A 14,831-nucleotide genomic window follows, 5' to 3' on the forward strand; every position below is an offset into this window, starting at 1 on the left:
AGGTCACGGGGCGTGGGCCACCGGGGGCGGCGGGGTCGGGGTGGGTAGTCTCGCGCTGCCCCGGGTGCAGTTCCGCCTGCGCGCCGACCGATGGAGATGACCTATCGCCGAGTCGAAGGCCGCCACCGCGGGGGCCTCCCCCGGAACCCAGCCGCCCGAGGCCGAGCGGCTGCGGACGATGTTGCGCGACCCCGGCTACCGGCGGGCGCTGCTCTTCTGCGCCCTGATCGGCATTCCGGTGTCCGCGCTGGCCTTCTGGTTCCTCGCGGCGCTGCACGAGTTGGAGCAGTTGGTCTGGACGGACTGGCCCAAGGATCTGGGGTGGCCGCACGCACCCTGGTGGTGGCCCTTTCCGGCGTTCGCGCTGGCGGGACTGGTCGTCCCGCTGGTGGCGGGCCGGTTGCCCGGCCGCGGCGGACACGTACCGGCGGCCGGGTTGCACTCAGGTGGGCCAACGAGGGCAGCGATTCCCGGTGTGATCATCGCGGCGCTGTTCAGCCTGCCGCTGGGCGCGGTGCTGGGACCCGAGGCCCCGCTGATCGCGCTCGGCGGTGGGCTGGCCCTGGTCTTCCGTGACCTGGCGCGCGCGCCGGCCTCACCGCAGAGCACCGCCCTGCTCGGTGCCGCCGGTTCCGCGGCGGCGATCTCCGCGATCTTCGGCAACCCCCTGGTGGCGGGCATCTTGCTGATGGAGGTGGCGGGCGTGGGCGGCCCGCAGCTCTTCGCCGTGATGCTGCCGGCCCTGCTGGCCAGCGGCATCGGATCGGTGATCTTCAGCGGGTTCGGCCAGTGGACCGGCTTCAAGACCGGGAGCCTGGCGGTCGGTCTGCCCGCCCCTCCCGTGCTGGACACCGGCGACGTCGTCTGGTCGCTGCTGATGGGACTGGTCATCGGAGCGGCCGTCCACGTACTCGTGGTGGGCGGACGGTACGTGGCGGTCTTCGTGTCCGGCCGACTGCTGCCGCACACGACGCTCTGCGCGCTGGCGGCCGGCGGGTGCGTCGCGCTCTTCGCGATCAGCACCGGCCGCTCGCCGTCCGAGGCGGCGCTGTCGGGCCAGGCGACGCTGTCGCAGTTGGCCAAGGACCCGCATGCCTGGTCGGTGGGGGCGCTGGTGGCGGTGCTCGTCTTCAAGGGGGCCGCCTACGTCCTGTGCCTGGGGAGCCTGCGCGGCGGCCCGGTCTTCCCGGCGCTTTTCCTGGGCGGAGCCGCGGGCGCGCTGCTCGCCCCGCTGCCGGGGCTCGGCCTGGTACCCGCGATGGCGGCCGGGATGGCGGCGGCGGCCACATCGGCGCTGCGGCTGCCGGTCAGCAGCGTCGTACTGGTCGCGATCATGCTCGGCCACTCCGGCTCCGTGCCGGTCATCGTCCTCGCCTCCGTGATCTCCTTCATGGCCGCCGAACTGCTGCCGCAGGGGCCCGTTCTTTCCGGACGACCCGCGTGACCCCGGCCCCGGTCCTGCTCCCCCTCCGGCTCCGCCTCCGGCCTTAATCCTGCTCCTGCTCCTGCTCAGCGGACGCGGTGGTCAGGACGCCGCACAGGGGGCCGGTCGGGGACGGGGAATTCGTCTCCGGCGAGCACGAGCGTGCAGGTCGGAGGCTGGGATCGGTGGTGCGGTCGCCCCTCCACGCGGACGGCGAAGGGCCGGGGCGGGTCCTCCGGCAGTTCCCCGGAGAGCGTGAGCCGGTCGGCGTTCCCGTCCTCCCGGTGGCCCACTTCCCGCCCGTCGACGAGGAGTTCGACCTCTCGGTGGTGTCCGCCGCTGACGTCCACGCTGATCGAGTGTCCGGCGTGTTCGATGTGGAAGTGGTGGAGCTGGTTCATAGCGGCCTCGTTCAGGCGCTGGAAAGTGATCGGGGGGCGAGACGCCCGATCCGTCGGCGGACCTCTTCGCCCGCGGGTCGCGCTCGGCGGCGAGAGCGCCCTTCCATCAGATCACGGTCGGGACGTCGCCGCGCGGCGGCCCGTGGTCAACGTACGCATCACCGCACGCGCGGCCCCGGCCCCGCGTGACGCGGGACGCGGGACCGTGCGGAGAACCATGGCCCGGCTCAGCGGAATCCGCCTGCTCCACCGCCGCTACGCGGGCGAGGCGACCCGCTCCCCCACCGGCTCGGCCTTCCCGTTCCTGACTCGCCCCAGCAGCCCCGCCGCCTCCGGCACCCGCTGGAGCGCCCCCAGCAGCAGCACCCACAGGTCGTGCAGCCGCTCCTCGATCTGGTCGCGGCCGTCCAGCGCGTCGGAGACGGTGTGGAGGCCGAAGAAGGCGTAGACGACACCGGGGGCCGCGACCGCCGGGGCGACACCGTCGGCCAGTTCCCCACGGCGGCCTGCCTCTTCCAGCAACGCGGTCACCGTCTCGATCCAGGGACTGAACGGGGTCGGCAGCCTCGCGTCGATCGCCTTGCGCTCCATCCACAGCCGGGACCCGGCGCGCACGACGACATCGTCGCGGAAGGCGCGCGCCACGGTGAAGCTGAGCGCGACGAGTTTCTCCAGCGCGGGCGCGTCGGCCGTCCGGGCGCGGTCGACCAGTTCCGGCCAGGTCGCGAAGTGCGCCTCGACGACGGCCAGCGCGAGTTTCTCCTTGTTGGCGAAATGAAAGTAGATCGCTCCGCTGGTGCGGCCGGACAGCGCGCTGATGTCGCTGATACTCGTCCCCGCATAACCACGTTCGTCGAACAGACGCGCCGCGGCCTCCAGCAGAAACCGCCGTGTCGTCTCCGCCCGCTCCTGCACGTTCACTCCGCCTGCCGCGCCGTCACCAACAGCAGGCAATCTACTACCTCCGCGTAACATCCACGAAGCAATGCGCGTGCAAATCCCCAGGGCGTGAGTTCTCCTTATGGTATGAATTCTCCGACAGGGGTCGGCGGTCATGCCCGTCCGCTGACCTGGTCCCGGACGGTCCCCCGCGAGACAGTGCACCGCGCGTCCGTCGCCGAGGTTCTCCTGACCGACGTACGGCCGACGGCGGACGACGCGTTCGAGGCCGCCGCCGCCTGGCCCCGATCGCATACGACCTTCCCCCTCGACGGGACCGACCGGCACAGCCCACTGGTCCTGGTGGAGACCCTGCGGCAACTCGGCATCTACATACCCCTGCGCTGGTACGGGGTCCCGCCCACCAGCCACCTGCTCATCACCGACCTGTCGTTCGACCTGCGGCCCGGACGCGCGCCGCGGGCGGGCCACGGCTGCACCGAGGTGACGTGCCGGATCGCGGTCGGCGGTCGCCGCCAGGGGGCGGACGGCGTCACCACCGGCCTGCGGCTCGATGTCACCTACCTCGCCGACGGCCGGGCGTTCGCGCAGGCCAATGGGGGTGCCCGTTTCCTGAGCGCTCACGGATACGCGGCGCTGCGCGCCGAACGCCTCACGGCGCGTCAGCCGACGCCGACGGCCGACGGGCGCCCCACGCCAGCCGCGCTGGCCGTCGCCCACCTCAGAGATGTGCTGATCACCCACCGCGGCGGCACGGTCGAGATCGACCCGGCCGACCCCTGCCACCCGTTCTTCTTCGACCACCCGACCGACCACGTCCCCGGCATGGTGCTCCTGGAGGCGGCGCGGCAGGCAGCCGCCGAGGTCAGCGGCGGCGTACTACTCCATCCGACGTGCGGCCGTCTGGTGGCGGCGCGGTTCGCCGAGTTCACGCCGCGGGCCAGCGTGGAGTGCGTCCCGCACCACCGGACCTGCGTCTTCCGCATCCACAACGGCGCCGAGCGCGCCGCTTTCGGCGTACTCGGATACGGCGACTCGGGTGATTACGCAGAGGACTCACTTGACTACGTTGGGTTGACGTCCATAACGTAACGATCGATATGTTCTTGGCGGTCTCCCAGACGGCCCTTTTACGGGGCCGCGTCCGCCGAGGGCCCGCGCCCGTCTGCTTTCACCGGTATGCCGACCCCGCCGCGAGGAATGCGACGTCGCATCGCCGGCACATTCAGGCATTCCTGAAAAGGAAATCCCCGATGAACTCTCATCCCATTCTTTCGTGGACACCCGCGGCCATCGTCTTCGACTGCGACGGCACACTCATGGACACCGAACGCCATTGGCAGCAGGCCCGCGAACTGGCCATGAACGATGTCGGGGTCGCCCCGGCCGAGGGCTTCGCCGAACGGGCGAAGGGCCTGCACTTCACCGAGTGCGGTCAGCTCATGGCCGACGAAGCAGGCCGCCCCGAGCTCGGCGTCCAGCTCACCTCCGGCCTGCTGCACCACTTCCGCGCGCTGGTGGCCCGCGAACCGCAGACCATGCGCGGCGCGCGGGAGCTGGTGGAGACGGCCGCCAAGTTCGCCCCGCTCGCGGTCGCCAGCAACTGTCCCCTGGACGTCGTGGAGACCTGCCTCGACCACGCCGGGCTCCGGGACCACTTCGACCACATCGTGGTCGCCGACGAGGACAACCGGCCCAAGCCCCACCCGGACGTCTACCTGACCGCGGCCCGGCTCTGCGGCGCCGCGCCGGGCGACACACTGGCGGTCGAGGACTCCGCCTGCGGGGTGGAGGCGGCCGTACGCGGCGGCCTGCGCGTCGTCGGCGTCGGCCCCTGGCCGGGCGAGGACATCGCGGCGCGGGTCGACCTGTGGGTCGCGACGCTCGACGAGCCGGGCATCTTCGAGTGGGCGACGCGCCGGATGGCCCAGCGGCTGCCGGTCTGATCCGACCCGCCGCGGACCGGCGGGTCTCCCGCCCCGTGTCCTCCGGACGGACCGGCCCACTCCCCCGCTGCCCCGTCCGCCCGCGGGTCACCCGCCGGGTCCGCCGGTCGTCCGTCAGCCGCGTGGCCGGTCAGGCACTCTGTTCCTCCGGTACGTCCCCCGCCGCCGCGAGCAGCGGGCCCAGCCGGGAGACGGTTCCGCGCGCGGAGGAGAACAGCAGCGCGATCCCCACCGCGCCCGGGTCCGGGACGCCGGCCGCCCGGTCGCCGAGGTAGCTCGCGCGGCCGCGCCGGGCCGTCAGCCGGGCGGTGTTGCCGACGCCTTCCCACGCGGCCCGCGCCGCGTGGGCCACGGCGGTGGCCGGGTCGGTCCCCGGCGGCTGCGCCGTCAGCGCGTCGGAGGCCGGGGCGAGCGCGTCGACCAGGGTCTTGTCGCCAACGGTCGCCTCTCCGACCCGCTGAATGGCCGCGAGGCCGTTGCCGACACCGGCGGCCAGCGCTCCGGCGTCGGGTCCCCCCTCGCTCACCGCGAGCGCCGCCGCCATCTCATGGAACAGCAGGCCGAACAGGGGCCCGCTGGTGCCGCCGACCTCATCGAGGAAAGCGGCCGCGGCGGCGTCCAGCGGGCCGGCGCAGCTCGCCTCGGGGGGCCTGACCCGCTCCGGTGCGCCGTTCGAGGCGGCCTTCCACGCCTTCGGGCCGATCGGGTCGTCGAGACGTCGCAGCGTCGCCCGGAGGCCCGCGACGAGGTTCGCGCCGAAGTCACCGTCGCCGACCTGCTGGTCCAGTGCGGTCAGTTCGGGCTCGGTGGCCTCCGCGGAGGCGGCGAAGCGGCGTATCCAGGCATCGGTGAACGCGGTGCGGGACGGTGCGGCCATGACTGCCTCCGGGGAACTCGTGAGTCGCGGGGTTCCTATACGACCGGTGCGGTCGCGGGCCAGGCGGGGGTGTGGGCGGGCGCGTCGTAGTAGGCGAGGGTGTCCGCGTCGGCCACCAGCAACGTCAGCGAGAAGCCGCGCATGTCCAGGGCCGTGACGAAGTCGCCGACCAGGGTGCGCTCGACGGCCGCGCCGCGCCCGTCGAGCACCTTGGTGACCTCGTGCAGGACGGCGTACAGCTCCATCCTGGTGATGCCGCCGAGGCCGTTGACCAGCACGATCACCGACGTGCCGGGGACCAGGCCCAGGGGGTCGGCCAGTGTGCCGACCATGTCCGCGGCCAGGTCGCGCAACGGGCGTTCGCGCAGCGTGCGACGGGCCCGTTCACCATGGATGCCGACGCCGTACTCGAGACCGCCGGCCGGCAGGTCGAAGGCGGGCAGGCCGGTGGCGGGAGCGGTGTGGGCGGCGGAGGCCACGGCCATGCTGCGGCAGCGGCCCACCACGTCCACGCCCAGGGCGGCCAGGTCCTTCAGGCCCATCCCGGTGTCCGCCGCCGCGCCGAGGATCTTCTCGACCAGCACCGTCGCGCCGGTGCCCCGGCGGCCGTTCACGACCTCCGCGGAGTCCGAGGCGGCGTCGTCGTCGATCAGGACCCGCGCGCAGTCGACGCCCTCGCGAGCGAGCCGTTCGGCGGCGATACCGAAGTTGATCTTGTCGCCGGTGTAGTTCTTCACCAGGTGCAGCACACCGTTCTCCCGCGCCACGGCGAGCGAGGCGGCGAAGATCTGGCGGTTGTGCGGCGAGGCGAAGACGCGGCCGGGACAGGCGGCGTCCAGCATGCCCGCGCCCACGTAGCCGATGTGCAGCGGCTCGTGCCCCGAGCCGCCACCGGACACCAGGCCCACGCGCCGCGCGGGCGACGGGGTCAGCGCCCGTACGAAGCCGTTCGCCTCGTCCCAGGCGACGCTGTCGGCGTGCGCCCGTTCGAAACCGGCCAGGGAGTCCACGACGAGGTCGTCGATCTCGTTCGCGAAGTAAAGGCCCATGGTGCACCAGACCTTTCCGGAGAACGCGGTCGGTCTCCTGCGTAATCATGCTGTTCGGTATCACCCGAAACGGCAACTTTCCGCCCACGTACGAGTGGCTGTCGCAGAAGTACCGGACGTACGAGCGGGCGGTCGGGTATAAGGCGTGCCGCGTGGCCGTCGGAGGTTATCTCCCTCTCAGGACGCGCAGAATCTATGTCGGCCGGAGTAGACATTCGGCGGTGACGTGGTTATGGTTTCTCTCGTAGCCGAGATCAGCAAGGCCCGGCAGACACGAACTGCCGGGCAGCAGTACGCGAAGTGCAGGACGCAGGACGGTGCGGTGGTGGAGTTCCAGAGCCGGGGTTGTTGCCAGACGGGCGATGGGACTGACCGCCGGACCGGGTGGCCCGAGGTGATCAGGGGCCGCCACGAGCAGTACCGCAGTGCCAAGAGATGATTCAGAGAGTTGATCCCGAGGGAAGAACGGAGGAGCCGAGCGCCATCAGGATCGCCCGGGCGGATTTTCGGGCCCGGGTACCGCAGGACATCGATAGTGAGGTGGTCTCCGGTCAAGCAACCGCGATCCCCGCATCAGCCGCCAAACCCCTCCCGGTGGCGATGCGGACACAGAGAGCCGGCGCAGTACGTAAGCCGGTAGATGGTGTAGCAGTTCCTTCGGGGCCTTGGTGCCGTTCGGCACCAAGGCCCCTCAAGCGCGTTCCACAGAGAGGCGAGATGACAGCAGACGACTCGTTCGGCCGACTCGACGACGACGACTACCCCGCGTACACCATGGGCCGAGCAGCCGAGATACTCGGTACCACCCAAGGCTTCCTCCGCGCGATCGGCGAAGCCCGCCTGATCACCCCGCTGCGCTCCGCGGGCGGACACCGCCGCTACTCCCGCTACCAACTGCGCATCGCCGCACGCGCCCGCGAACTCGTCGACCAGGGCACCCCCGTCGAGGCGGCGTGCCGCATCGTCATCCTCGAGGACCAGCTCGCGGAGGCCCAGCGCATCAACGAGGAGCTGAGTTCCTCCAAGCCCCGCGACCGGGCCACCGGCTGAACGACTGCCGACCTCAGCAATTCCCTACCTGAACGACTCGCTCCCAGGACGACTCCGACGTGCCATCGCCCGGCATTCCGCGTGCTCCCGGCGGAGGCCCGAGCCGTGTCCTCGCCGCTCCCGGCGGGAGCCGCTTGTTGGGGACGGGCCTGGGTGGCAGGGTTGTGGGGACCGTCGTCCCGGCCGCCGCGGAGTGGCCGGGTGGGGTGGTCGCGCTGGTGTCGTTCCCTCGGGCGTGTGCCCTGTGGTCCCCGGTGGCATGTGCTGGTCGATGTGCGCGACCTCGTGGTCCCGCGCTGTGAGGGGATTGAGTCATGGCGGAAGAGTCTGATGCCGGCAGGGTGCGTTCCGGTCCGAAGCGGTGGGCATGACCGCGCACGGTCTGGCGCGCGCACTGGCCGGGTTGCTGGAGGCCAGCCATACGGCGCCGTTCGAGCGGTTGCCGCGTCTGCTGGACACCGCGGCCAAGCAGGCCGGCGCGGGCGGGGCCCGGCTCTTCGTGGCGGATCTCCAGGAAGAGGTACTGCGCGAGGTGACCGGGACCGGCCTGAACGCCGGCGAAGGCGGCGAGGAGCACCGGATCGAGGGCACGTTGCCCGGTCGCGCCTACCAGATCACACAGGTCACCGCCCCGGCGTCCGGCGGGGCGTGCTGGATGCCGGTGCGGGACGGCACGGAACGTCTGGGCGTCCTGCACGTCGAGCCCGGCCCCGACGACACGGGCACGCCCGACGGTGAGGTGGCGCTGGCGCTGGCGTCGATGGCCGGACTGCTGCTGGTCTCCAAGCGGGCCAACAGCGACTCCCACGCCCGGCTGACCCGCACCCGGCCGATGGGCGTGCCCGCCGAACTCCAATGGGCGCTGATGCCGCCACGGACCTTCTCCGACCAGCGGGCCACGGTCAGCGCCTTCATGGAACCGGCCTACGAGGTGGCCGGGGACGCCTTCGAGTACGCGCTGGCGGACGACATCCTGCACCTGGCGATCTTCGACGCCATGGGCCACGACACGTCCGCCGGACTGACCGCCGCTCTGGCGATGTCCACCTGCCGCAGCCACCGCCGCGCCGGCGCCACCATTCCCGACGCCAGCAGAGCCATCGAAGACACGCTGGTCGGGCAGTTCGGACACACCCGGTACGCCACCGGCGTCCTGGCGGACCTGGAACTGGACACCGGCAAGTTCAGCTGGGTCAACCGGGGCCACCTGCTACCGGTACTGATCCGCGGGGGCCGGTGGTCCAGCACCCTGTACTGCCCTCCGGCCGGGCCGATGGGCAGCGGATTCAACCTGCCGGTCGAGCAGCGCACCGAGCAGTTGGAGCCCGGAGACCGGCTGCTGCTGTTCACCGACGGCATCACCGAGGCCCGCGACAGCGACGGCCGGGAATTCGGTGTGGAGCGTTTCACCGACTTCATCACCCGCCACCACGCGGACAACCTTCCCGTCGACGAGACGCTGCGCCGCCTGATGCGCACCGTCATGGAGTACCACCACGGACGCCTCGAGGACGACGCCACCGTCCTGTTCTGCGAATGGCACGGCCCGGACGGCGCGACGGGGGGTCAGGCGGCTCGGGCGAGTTCTGCGCGGCCGAACAGCAGGGCGTAGCCGGCGGGGAGTTCGTTGATGGTGCGGGTGAGCAGGTCGCCGGGCAGGAGGGCGGCGACGGTGCTCAGGACGGCGCCGGTGTCCCAGCGGGCGACGGCGGGGGTGACGCCGGTGCGGGCCGCGATGTCCTGGACGAAGCTCCAGCCGGTGCGGGGCTGCGCGGTGGGCGCCTGGGCGGTGAGGATGTCAGCGGCCTGACGGGGCAGATGGGCGGCGAGTGCCGTGCGCGGGTCGTCGCCGAGCTGGCTTCCCAGGGCCGCGAGCACGGCGTGGACGGCCTGCTCTGCGCGTTCGCGGGTGGGGTAGGCGCCGTCGTAACGGACGGTTTCCAGCATCTGGTCGTAGGTGAGCGCCGACGCGGTCCGGCGCTGTTCGGACTGGGCGTGCATGGCTGCGGCGGTGGCCTTCCGTTTCGGGCGGCGGCCGGGCCCGGTGAGCGGGGCCGGCCGCCGGGTGGGGTGGAGGAGATGTCGGTCGGCGGCGAAGGAGGGTGCCGACGGGTTCGCGTCCTTCGCCGCGCGGTACCGCGGGCGGCGGGGGGTCAGCCGGCGATCTGCCGGCGGTTGTCGCCCGCGCCGACGGCGATCTTGCGGGGCTTGGCCCGCTCGGCGATCGGGATGCGCAGCGTCAGCACCCCGGCCTCGTAGTCGGCCTGGATCTGCTCGGTGTCCAGGGAGTCGGCCAGCACGATCTGGCGGGAGAAGACCCCCAGCGGCCGCTCGGACAGATCCATCTGCACGCCCTCGTCGTGCGGGGCGGGCCTGCGCTCGGCCTTCACCGTCAGCATGTTGCGCTCGACGTCGATGTCGATCGCGTCCGGCGAGACCCCGGGGATGTCGAAGGACACCACGTACTGCTCGCCGTCGCGGTAGGCGTCCATCGGCATCGCGGCGGGCCTCGACCAGGTGCCGGGGCGCAGGAGCTGCTCGGTGAGTCGGTCCAGTTCACGGAAAGGGTCGGTACGCATCAGCATCGCGGAACACCTCCAGGAAGTCGGGCGCTTGGCGCCGGTGTCGTTCACCTGCCCTCTGTTGTAGCATGTCATCCATCCGATGACAAACATTGATGTCACCCTGAGGGTGACACCCCTGGGTGACAGCCCGGAGGAGGCGCCATGACAGCCGACCAGCCCGCCCCGACACCGTCGCCACCGCCCGCCGCGGCCACCTTCCCCGCCGCCGCGGCGGCACTGGAAACCATCGACGCGGCCGTCCGCGACGCCCGCGGCCCGGCACCCGACCAGCCGTCGGCCGCTGCGGCCGACCCCCGGCACGTACTCGCCTCGCTCCTGCTCCTGCGCGAGATCCGCGAACAACTCGCCGGCTGGGAAACCGGCCTGATCGAGACCGCGCGGGCGGCCGGTGCCAGCTGGGCCGACCTCGCCGCGCCCCTCGGTGTCTCCAGCCGCCAGGCCGCCGAGCGCCGCTACCTGCGCCTGCGCCCCGGCCCGGCCGGCTCCACCGGCGAGGAAAGGGTCAACGCCACCCGCAACCGCCGCGCCGCCGACAGAACCGTCGACGCCTGGGCCCGCACCAACGCCGCCGACCTGCGCAGACTCGCCGGCCAGATCACCCAGCTCACCGACCTGCCGACCGCCGCCGACACCGCCCTCGGCCACCTCGACACCGCCCTGGCCGCCGACGACGCCGCCGCGCTCATCACCCCGCTCACCGCCACTCACGCCCACCTCCAAGCGGGCCACCCCGACCTCGCCGACCGCGTCCACACCGTCACCGAACACACCCACCAGCTCCGCAACCCCGCGGGGCGACCGCCGCACACCCCGTAGTCACACCTCCGGCCAGGCGGTCTCGCCCGCCGCGTTCCGGCCCGGCCGACCGCCGGACGGGCTCCGACCGGGCAGCGCGCGGACCCGGCGGCGTTCGAGGTTTTGAATTCGCTGGCTGGGCAGCCGCATAACGGGGGCCGGTCTCTTCTGAGGTGCCCAGTCATGCCGTAGGCCGAGGAATCCGTCGAGCTTCAGCCGTCCGTTCCCCGGCACGGCACGCGCTGATCCGCTGGGCGCTCCGTACGCCCGGCGCACGGCGCTCTGCCTGCCCCTCGTACATGTACGAACCCCGCGTCCCCGGGCGTCGGGCCGGTACGCGCACCGCGTACACCGCGCGTCGTTCGGCGCAGCGCCCCTATGGAGGTCCCGCAATGTCTGTTCCCGTCGCATCCGATCCGCTCGCCGAACTCTCCGCGGCCGGAGTCTCGGTCTGGCTGGACGACCTGTCCCGCGAGCTGCTCGCCGGTGGTGAGCTGAAGCGGCTGATCGCGGACCGGCACGTGGTGGGGGTCACGACGAACCCCACGATCTTCGCCTCCGCGCTGTCCAAGGGGGACCGCTACAGCGAGCAACTGCGGCGCCTGGGCGCCGAGGGCGCGAGCGTGGACGAGGCCGTCTTCGCCCTGACCACCGATGACGTCCGGACCGGCTGCGACCTCTTCGCCCCGGTGCACGAGCGCACCGGTGGTACCGACGGGCGGGTCTCGATCGAGGTGGACCCCCGGCTGGCGCGGGACACCGACGCCACGATCGAGCAGGCACGCAAGCTGTGGGAGGCCGTGGACCGGCCGAATCTCCTGGTGAAGATCCCGGCCACCCGCGAGGGTCTCGCCGCGATCACCGCCGCCGTCGCCCGGGGCATCAGCGTCAACGTCACGCTGATCTTCTCCCTCGACCGCTACCGCGCGGTGATGGACGCCTACCAGAGCGGCCTCGAACAGGCCCGTGAGGCGGGTCTCGATCTGGCGGCCATCGACTCGGTCGCCTCGTTCTTCGTCTCGCGCGTGGACACCGAGGTGGACGCCCGGCTCGACGCGCTCGGCACCCCCGAGGCCCGCGACCTCAGGGGCGCCGCCGCCGTCGCCAACGCCCGGCTGGCGTACCGGGCCTACGAGGAGATGACCGCCGCGCCGCGCTGGCAGGCGCTCGCCGCCGCCGGAGCCCGCCCGCAGCGCCCCCTGTGGGCGTCCACCGGGGTCAAGAACCCGGACTACCCCGACACGATGTACGTCGGCGAACTCGTCATCGCGGGCACCGTCAACACCATGCCCGGCACGACCCTTGAAGCGTTCGCCGACCACGGCGCCCTTCCGGCCCACCCGCCGACCGGCGAGGAGTACACCGCGGCGACCGCCCACTTCGAGGCGCTGGCGCGGGTCGGCGTCGACTTCGCGGATGTCACCGACACCCTGGAGCGCGAAGGGCTGACCAAGTTCGAGGACAGCTGGACCGAACTGGGCGCCTCCGTGGACAACGAGATGCGCGGCGCCACCGCCGCCGCCGCGTCCGCCTCCGGCGGAGCCGGTCTGCTGGCGATCTATCTCAACGACCACCTGTCCGGCGCGACCGGCGGACTGGAGCTCTTCCGCCGGGCGGCGCAGACCCAGAAGGACCGCGACGGCGGCCCGGAACTGGCGGAGCTGGCCCGCCAGATCGAACAGGACCGTGACTCGCTGATCCAGATCATGACCGATCTGGACGTGTCCCCCGACCGCTCGAAGGTCGCCATCGGATGGGTGGCGGAGAAGGTCGGCCGCCTCAAGCCCAACGGACACCTCTTCACGCGATCCCCGCTCAGCGACCTGCTGGAGCTGGAATCCATGTGCCTGGGTGTTGCGGGCAAGGCGGCCTGCTGGCGCACCCTGCGCACTCTGGCCGAGACCGAGCCCCGGCTGTACCCCGAGCACCTGGACACCTTGCTGGAGCGCGCCGAGCACCAGAGCGCCGTACTGGAGGAGTTGCGTCTGGCCGCGGCCGCCCGCGCCCTCCCGTAGCCCCCGGCCGTCATCGCCGAGAACGCCGAACCCCGCACCTGCCGTGAGGCGGATGCGGGGTTCGGCGTTCTACGTCCCGACGTCCGCGACGGCGGGCGCGGGTACGGGCCGGGAAGGCCGCCCGTCACCGCGTCTGACGGTGAGGGGCGCCTTGCTCGGGGTCGTCATCGATGGTCTGCCACGTCCGGCCGCGCTGTGCGTCGGCCGAGGCGGCGGGATCCGGCTGCCCGTTCGGCGCGGCGGGATCGGGACGTACGGCCGGGGCGGCGGTCCGGCGGGAGCGCATACGGCGGCTGCCGTACCAGAAGCCGCCCAGGAGGACCGCGGCCACCACGATCGCGGCCAGGAGGATGAGCAGGCTGCCGGAAACCCCGGAGCTTGCCAGGTAGTGGGTGGATGTCATGAGGGTTGTCTCCTGCTCTGGGGCTGTCCGGCGGTGACGAGCGGTCAGCCCTTGGCCTTGCCGGCCGCGCCCTTCTCGGTGGCGGCGCCGTCGGTGACGAGGGTGCCGCCGGTGGTCTCCAGGTGCGCCCGGACGAACCACTGGAACTGCTCCAGGTCGCGGAGCTGTCCGATCAGCAGGTCCTCAGTGGCCGGGTCGATCTCGCCGGCCACCTCGATCGCCTTGCGGACGTCCTCGACGACACCGTTGTAGACCAGGTTGAGGGCGCCGAGGTGGGCGATGGCGTCCTGGCGGCCGATGCTGTAGTCGTTCCAGGTCCGCTCACTGACCAGGGCGCCCGGGGTGCCCAGGGCGACACCACCGAGCGCGGCGATGCGCTCGGCGACGTCATCGGCCATCGCGCGGACCTGCTCGACCTGCGGGTCGAGCATCTCGTGGACGGCGATGAAGTGCGGCCCGACGACGTTCCAGTGCACGTGCTTCAGCGTCAGATGGAGGTCGTTGAGGGCGTGCAGCCGCATCTGGAGAATCCCGATGAGCTCGCCGCCCTGCTTGGTGGTCAGGCCGGGGACGGTGTACTTCGGAAGCTTGCGCGTGGGCATGGCTGTCTCGCTTTCGTCGGTCGAGAAGGTCGTGAATTTCGGCTCGGACACGTGTCAGGCACGAGCCGGGCTTGGTGAGTGGTCCCCGCGCGGTCGGCGGGGGCGGGTCGCCCCAGGGCTTGACGGGCTCAGGGCGCCGGGACGAGGGCTGCGTCGACCTCGCGGAGGAAGTCGTCCAAGTCGTCGGGCGTGCGTGAGGTGATCAGCGTCCAGCCGTCGGCGGTGTCGCTCACCACGGGCTTGTCCACCCACGCGCCGCCGGCGTTGCGGATGTCGGTGCGCAGGGACGCGTAGGAGGTGAGCGTCTTTCCGCGGACGAGATCGGCCTCGACCGCGAGCCACGGGCCGTGGCAGATCGCCGCGACGGGGCGCTTGGCCGACGCGAAGGCCCGTACGGCCCGCACGGCCGTTTCGTCCTGCCGGAGGCTGTCGGCGTTCAGCGTGCCGCCGGGTACGAGCAGCAGGTCGTACGCCGTGACGTCCGCCTTTTCCAGGGTCAGCGTCGGCTGCACGGTTTTGCCGGGGTCCTTGTCGCCGACGAGCGTCCGGATCGGCTCGTCGGACACGGCCGCCACGTCGACTCTTGCGCCCGCCGCCCGCAGGTGTTCCACGGGGACGACGAGTTCGTCCTGCTCGACGCCGTAGTTCGTCACGATCGCCAGAACGCTCCGGTCCTTCAGATTGCTGACCGCCATGGCGGTTCCTTCCTTACGCGCTTCTTGTGCTGGTGGCCCCCCGGGCTCGATGTGCGGCTACCCCTTCACCAGCTTTAATGCCTCGAAATG

General features: G+C 72.0%; 16 protein-coding genes. 7 read left to right on the forward strand and 9 right to left on the reverse strand.

The window, feature by feature from the left end:
- The first annotated feature begins 178 nt into the window (after positions 1–178).
- Positions 179–1,444, forward strand: a complete 1,266-nt coding sequence (locus ACFZAM_RS15080; protein WP_391046121.1) for a chloride channel protein — start codon at positions 179–181, stop codon at positions 1,442–1,444.
- Between the two features lie 65 nt (positions 1,445–1,509).
- On the opposite strand, the gene ACFZAM_RS15085 is transcribed toward ACFZAM_RS15080, so the two are convergent.
- Together ACFZAM_RS15085 and ACFZAM_RS15090 are read right to left on the reverse strand one after the other, a co-directional pair.
- The gene (locus ACFZAM_RS15085; RefSeq protein ID WP_355342584.1) at positions 1,510–1,824 is read right to left on the reverse strand and encodes a hypothetical protein; all 315 of its coding nucleotides are present in this window, start codon (positions 1,822–1,824) and stop codon (positions 1,510–1,512) included.
- Between the two features lie 255 nt (positions 1,825–2,079).
- Complete coding sequence (locus ACFZAM_RS15090; protein WP_355342587.1) at positions 2,080–2,739, reverse strand: ScbR family autoregulator-binding transcription factor; 660 nt, start codon at positions 2,737–2,739, stop codon at positions 2,080–2,082.
- A 111-nt stretch (positions 2,740–2,850) separates the two neighbouring features.
- On the opposite strand from ACFZAM_RS15090, the gene ACFZAM_RS15095 reads away from it, so the two are divergent.
- Positions 2,851–3,816: a ScbA/BarX family gamma-butyrolactone biosynthesis protein gene (locus ACFZAM_RS15095; RefSeq protein ID WP_391046124.1), complete on the forward strand. Its 966-nt coding sequence runs from the start codon at positions 2,851–2,853 to the stop codon at positions 3,814–3,816.
- Between the two features lie 161 nt (positions 3,817–3,977).
- Positions 3,978–4,670: an HAD family phosphatase gene (locus tag ACFZAM_RS15100; RefSeq protein WP_355342593.1), complete on the forward strand. Its 693-nt coding sequence runs from the start codon at positions 3,978–3,980 to the stop codon at positions 4,668–4,670.
- Between the two features lie 130 nt (positions 4,671–4,800).
- On the opposite strand, the gene ACFZAM_RS15105 is transcribed toward ACFZAM_RS15100, so the two are convergent.
- Positions 4,801–5,547, reverse strand: coding sequence for a DAK2 domain-containing protein (locus ACFZAM_RS15105; RefSeq protein WP_391046127.1), 747 nt, complete (start codon positions 5,545–5,547; stop codon positions 4,801–4,803).
- Positions 5,548–5,582: 35 nt separating this feature from the next.
- Positions 5,583–6,596, reverse strand: a complete 1,014-nt coding sequence (locus tag ACFZAM_RS15110) for a dihydroxyacetone kinase subunit DhaK (protein WP_355342599.1) — start codon at positions 6,594–6,596, stop codon at positions 5,583–5,585.
- A gap of 717 nt (positions 6,597–7,313) precedes the next feature.
- Between ACFZAM_RS15110 and ACFZAM_RS15115 the strand changes: the two genes are divergently transcribed.
- The gene (locus tag ACFZAM_RS15115; RefSeq protein ID WP_391046130.1) at positions 7,314–7,646 is read left to right on the forward strand and encodes a MerR family transcriptional regulator; all 333 of its coding nucleotides are present in this window, start codon (positions 7,314–7,316) and stop codon (positions 7,644–7,646) included.
- A gap of 367 nt (positions 7,647–8,013) precedes the next feature.
- Positions 8,014–9,258: a SpoIIE family protein phosphatase gene (locus ACFZAM_RS15120; protein WP_391046133.1), complete on the forward strand. Its 1,245-nt coding sequence runs from the start codon at positions 8,014–8,016 to the stop codon at positions 9,256–9,258.
- Here ACFZAM_RS15120 and ACFZAM_RS15125 read toward each other — a convergent pair.
- Together ACFZAM_RS15125 and ACFZAM_RS15130 are read right to left on the reverse strand one after the other, a co-directional pair.
- Positions 9,213–9,647 carry a DUF2267 domain-containing protein gene (locus tag ACFZAM_RS15125; protein ID WP_391046135.1) on the reverse strand — a complete coding sequence of 145 codons (435 nt, stop codon included), beginning with the start codon at positions 9,645–9,647 and terminating at the stop codon, positions 9,213–9,215. The genes ACFZAM_RS15120 and ACFZAM_RS15125 overlap by 46 nt on opposite strands.
- A 152-nt stretch (positions 9,648–9,799) precedes the next feature.
- Positions 9,800–10,231 carry an Hsp20 family protein gene (locus ACFZAM_RS15130; protein ID WP_391046138.1) on the reverse strand — a complete coding sequence of 144 codons (432 nt, stop codon included), beginning with the start codon at positions 10,229–10,231 and terminating at the stop codon, positions 9,800–9,802.
- A 141-nt stretch (positions 10,232–10,372) separates the two neighbouring features.
- On the opposite strand from ACFZAM_RS15130, the gene ACFZAM_RS15135 reads away from it, so the two are divergent.
- Together ACFZAM_RS15135 and tal are read left to right on the forward strand one after the other, a co-directional pair.
- Entirely contained in the window at positions 10,373–11,047 is a 675-nt protein-coding gene (locus tag ACFZAM_RS15135; RefSeq protein ID WP_391046140.1) for an HSP18 transcriptional regulator, read from the forward strand.
- A 371-nt stretch (positions 11,048–11,418) separates the two neighbouring features.
- Complete coding sequence (gene tal / locus ACFZAM_RS15140; protein ID WP_391046143.1) at positions 11,419–13,041, forward strand: transaldolase; 1,623 nt, start codon at positions 11,419–11,421, stop codon at positions 13,039–13,041.
- 124 nt (positions 13,042–13,165) lie between these two features.
- Here the strand turns inward: tal and ACFZAM_RS15145 are convergent, their stop codons facing one another.
- The 3 genes from ACFZAM_RS15145 to ACFZAM_RS15155 form a co-directional block, all read right to left on the reverse strand.
- A complete protein-coding gene (locus tag ACFZAM_RS15145; RefSeq protein WP_355342620.1) occupies positions 13,166–13,444 on the reverse strand; it encodes a DUF6479 family protein in 279 nt (92 codons plus the stop codon).
- Positions 13,445–13,488: 44 nt separating this feature from the next.
- Positions 13,489–14,046 carry a DNA starvation/stationary phase protection protein Dps gene (gene dps / locus ACFZAM_RS15150; protein WP_355342623.1) on the reverse strand — a complete coding sequence of 186 codons (558 nt, stop codon included), beginning with the start codon at positions 14,044–14,046 and terminating at the stop codon, positions 13,489–13,491.
- A 128-nt stretch (positions 14,047–14,174) separates the two neighbouring features.
- Positions 14,175–14,741: a DJ-1/PfpI/YhbO family deglycase/protease gene (locus ACFZAM_RS15155; protein ID WP_391046146.1), complete on the reverse strand. Its 567-nt coding sequence runs from the start codon at positions 14,739–14,741 to the stop codon at positions 14,175–14,177.
- Positions 14,742–14,831: the final 90 nt, after the last annotated feature.

The sequence above is a fragment of the Streptomyces sp. NPDC008079 genome, from assembly GCF_042957385.1.
Lineage (GTDB): Bacteria > Actinomycetota > Actinomycetes > Streptomycetales > Streptomycetaceae > Actinacidiphila.

Excerpts from the sequence above, each read along its gene's own strand:
- ACFZAM_RS15155 (WP_391046146.1), bottom strand. The coding sequence starts at position 14,741 with ATGGCGGTCAGCAATCTGAAGGACCGGAGCGTTCTGGCGATCGTGACG.
- ACFZAM_RS15115 (WP_391046130.1), top strand. The coding sequence starts at position 7,314 with ATGACAGCAGACGACTCGTTCGGCCGACTCGACGACGACGACTACCCC.
- ACFZAM_RS15145 (WP_355342620.1), bottom strand. The coding sequence starts at position 13,444 with ATGACATCCACCCACTACCTGGCAAGCTCCGGGGTTTCCGGCAGCCTG.
- tal (WP_391046143.1), top strand. The coding sequence starts at position 11,419 with ATGTCTGTTCCCGTCGCATCCGATCCGCTCGCCGAACTCTCCGCGGCC.
- ACFZAM_RS15085 (WP_355342584.1), bottom strand. The coding sequence starts at position 1,824 with ATGAACCAGCTCCACCACTTCCACATCGAACACGCCGGACACTCGATC.
- dps (WP_355342623.1), bottom strand. The coding sequence starts at position 14,046 with ATGCCCACGCGCAAGCTTCCGAAGTACACCGTCCCCGGCCTGACCACC.
- ACFZAM_RS15130 (WP_391046138.1), bottom strand. The coding sequence starts at position 10,231 with ATGCTGATGCGTACCGACCCTTTCCGTGAACTGGACCGACTCACCGAG.
- ACFZAM_RS15080 (WP_391046121.1), top strand. The coding sequence starts at position 179 with ATGTTGCGCGACCCCGGCTACCGGCGGGCGCTGCTCTTCTGCGCCCTG.
- ACFZAM_RS15110 (WP_355342599.1), bottom strand. The coding sequence starts at position 6,596 with ATGGGCCTTTACTTCGCGAACGAGATCGACGACCTCGTCGTGGACTCC.
- ACFZAM_RS15100 (WP_355342593.1), top strand. The coding sequence starts at position 3,978 with ATGAACTCTCATCCCATTCTTTCGTGGACACCCGCGGCCATCGTCTTC.
- ACFZAM_RS15125 (WP_391046135.1), bottom strand. The coding sequence starts at position 9,647 with ATGCACGCCCAGTCCGAACAGCGCCGGACCGCGTCGGCGCTCACCTAC.
- ACFZAM_RS15105 (WP_391046127.1), bottom strand. The coding sequence starts at position 5,547 with ATGGCCGCACCGTCCCGCACCGCGTTCACCGATGCCTGGATACGCCGC.
- ACFZAM_RS15135 (WP_391046140.1), top strand. The coding sequence starts at position 10,373 with ATGACAGCCGACCAGCCCGCCCCGACACCGTCGCCACCGCCCGCCGCG.
- ACFZAM_RS15120 (WP_391046133.1), top strand. The coding sequence starts at position 8,014 with ATGACCGCGCACGGTCTGGCGCGCGCACTGGCCGGGTTGCTGGAGGCC.
- ACFZAM_RS15095 (WP_391046124.1), top strand. The coding sequence starts at position 2,851 with ATGAATTCTCCGACAGGGGTCGGCGGTCATGCCCGTCCGCTGACCTGG.